This is a genomic window from Streptomyces sp. SM1, from assembly GCF_002910825.1.
In the GTDB taxonomy this organism is placed as follows: domain Bacteria; phylum Actinomycetota; class Actinomycetes; order Streptomycetales; family Streptomycetaceae; genus Streptomyces; species Streptomyces okerensis.
In genome coordinates, this window is sequence record NZ_NEUB01000784.1 from 1 (window position 1) to 2853 (window position 2853).

The following is a 2853-nucleotide window of genomic DNA, read 5'->3' on the forward strand; positions in this document are numbered from 1 at the left end:
ACGATCACCAGGACGGTGCCGAACTTCGCGGTCAGCTTGTCGAAGACGGCCCGCAGCTTCGGCTCGCTGTTGGGCAGTTGCTTGTCGAAGACCTTCTTCCCGGCCGGGGTGAGTCCGTGGCCGTGGTGAGCACTCTTGCCGACGTCCAGGCCCAGGAACACGCCCACGTCTTCGGTCTCGAACATCGCGCCCCTCCCAAGGGGTGTTGACGGTGCCGGCCTCGGCATCGGTGTCGTACTCGCGCATCCACGTTATGCAGACCTGCCGCCCGCGAGCTGTCCGGCATTGCGCCGGACCGGACGGTGGCCGGACCTCTCATCAGCGTCTCCGACGGCACCTCCCGGGCCCGGTGACACCACCCCCCAGGTCATGCCTTCGACAGGGGGCAACAGTCATGCCGGGCCCGGAGGCCAGCGGCCCTCTTGCAGGACCGCGGAAAACATAACGGGGGGGGGACCCAGACGCAGTCGATCCGCCCGTTCTGGTCGTCGGTCACCGCACGCTGAAGGGCGTCGGTGTCGTCGATCCCGTCGTTGGGGACGGCCCCGTACTCGGTGATGGAGACGCATCCGGCGGGTTTGCCGGCGGCCGGCGCCACCTGCTCCAGGTCGACGATGTAGAAGGCGGCGGTGTCGCGCTGGAGCCGGAAGACGGTGCCTGCCGGATAGGTGGACCCGAGCAGCGCGTGGGACTCGTCGAACAGCCGGCGGGCGTCCGCCTGCGGCGTGTTGCCGTCCTCCGCCTCGTACTCGGTGTAGGGCACGGCGGCGCCGCGGCCCACCACGATCGACCGGGTGAGGATGTTGTTGCTCTCGTCGGTCTCCCCGACGATGTCGGTGGCGTCCGCGGTGGCGGTGAGGAGGCTCGCGCCGCCGGTGGCCGTCCAGGTACCGCTGACGGCGACCTCGGCGGTGGCGCCGGCGGCGATCGCCCCGGTGGCACCGTCGAGGGTCCTGTCGCCCACGGCGAGACGGGTGACGGAGCCGGCGGGGACCGGTGAGGTGCCCCGGTTGTGCACGGAGACGGTGAAGGAGACCTCGGCGCCCGTCGCGGGACTCGCCGGGTCGGTGCGGATGCCACGGACCTCCAGGTCGGGGCCTGGGCTCCGCTCGACGGTCAGCCTGTCGGCCGCGGTGCGGCTGTTGTTGGTGTCGTCCAGTTCGGGGACGGTGCCGGTGGGGTCCACCGCGGCGGACACCGTGTAACTGCCCCGGGGACGCGTGCCGACGTCGGCGGAGACGGTCGCGGAGACGCCGGCGGCGAGCGCGCCGACGGGGGCGCTGCCCGCGACGGTGCCTTCCAGGCTGACATCGACGGTGGCGGCGGAGGCGGCCGGCCCGGCGTTGCGCACGGTCGCGCGGACGGTGACGGCGTCCGTCTCGGTGGGTGACGCGGGCGGGAGACGACCAGGTCGGGGTTGGGCGCGGCGGTGCCCATGACCTTCAGCTCGGCGACCTGCGCTCCGTATCCGCTGGAGTTGTGCGTGAATCTCAGCCGTACGTCGGCGTAGCGGCCGGTGAAGGGGATGGTGACCGTGTTGCGGTTCGAGCCGGGGTCGAAGGTGTAGTCGGCGCGGGCCCTGACCGAGGTGAAGGTGTCCGACGTCTGCGCGCGGCCGAGGACTTCGATGCTCTGGGTCCGTGCGGCCCAGACGGGATCGGGGTCGAGCGCGACGACGACACCGCTGAGGTCGGCGTCGGCGCCCAGCTCGGTGGTGAGGGTGGCGGGGTGGCCGCCGGACTCCCAGTAGGTTTCCGTCCGGCCGTCGTTGGCGTTGGCCGCCACGAACGAGTGAATTGTGGACGAGGCCTCGACGGGCTTGCCGAAGGCCAGGTCGGTGCCGTCGACAGGCGGTTCCTGCGGGTCGCCGTCGTCGTCGCTGCCGTAGACCTCGATCTCGGACAACTGAGCGGCGTTCCAGCCGGTGTTGGCGGTCAGCCGGACGCGGATGTGGCGCACCTCGCGGGCCGTGAAGTCCAGGGTGACCGTGTTGCCGTCCGCGGGATCGAAGCGGTGGGCGGCGGAACCCGACAGGCTGGTGGAGGAGTTGCCGTCGGTACTCCCCTCGACGGCGAGGGTCTGGGTGCGGGCCTCCCAGCCGGAGGGCAGCTCGAGCACGACCTGATCGGCCTCGACGGTGCCGCCCAGGTCGACGCGGACCGACTGCGGGAACGCGCCCGCCGGGCCCTCCCAGTAGCTGAGCTGACGTCCGTCGGTGATGTTGCCGGCAGGGTGGCCGGCGTGGGCGCCGTCGGCCGTGACGCTCTTCCCGAGCGCCAGATCGGGGCCACGGACCGCGTTGGCCGCGGCGGTGGCCGTACCGGATTGGAGCCCTGCGGCGACGAGGCCGGCCAGGAGCAGGCCGGTGATCGTGCGCAGGCCGAAACGCTTGCGTCTCATGAGGTGCCATCCAGGTCGGCCGTGAGGGGGATGCCATGAATTGCCATGTGTAAGTGGGCTTTTTGCGATACAGAGTTCAATTCTTGCGACTCCAGGACTGGAGTTTCCGGCTCGCGCCCGTCTTGTCAATGGCATGCACACAACCGCCTCGCGGACCCGGCGCCGCCTCCGCACCGCCCGGGAGCGTCAACCGGGGGCCGCTCAGCAGAAACGGTCAACCGCCCCCGGCCGTACCATGGCTGGCCATCAGGGGAACCAACGGGAAGAAAGGGGCACCGACGTGTCCGAGAACGCGACCGCGGCCACCGACCTCACCTCGCAGTACACCGCCCAGGTGGCGGGCGACCTGGATCGCAACGTCAAGGAGCAGGAGCGGGTCACCGCGGAGATCGCCTCGCTGCAGGAGCAGTTGACGGTGCTTCAGCACGACCACACGATCCTGGTGAACATGCA

At 70.7% G+C, this 2853-nt stretch carries 1 protein-coding gene and 1 pseudogene; both read right to left on the reverse strand.

Going from position 1 to position 2853, the window contains the following annotated elements; all coding sequences use genetic code 11:
* The coding region (locus tag B9S61_RS24045) for a transposase (protein WP_146064863.1) at positions 1-185 on the reverse strand (185 nt) is incomplete at its 3' end.
* 266 nt (positions 186-451) lie between these two features.
* Positions 452-2400, reverse strand: a pseudogene (locus B9S61_RS24050) (CARDB domain-containing protein); the annotation flags it as partial.
* Between the last annotated feature and the right edge of the window lie 453 nt (positions 2401-2853).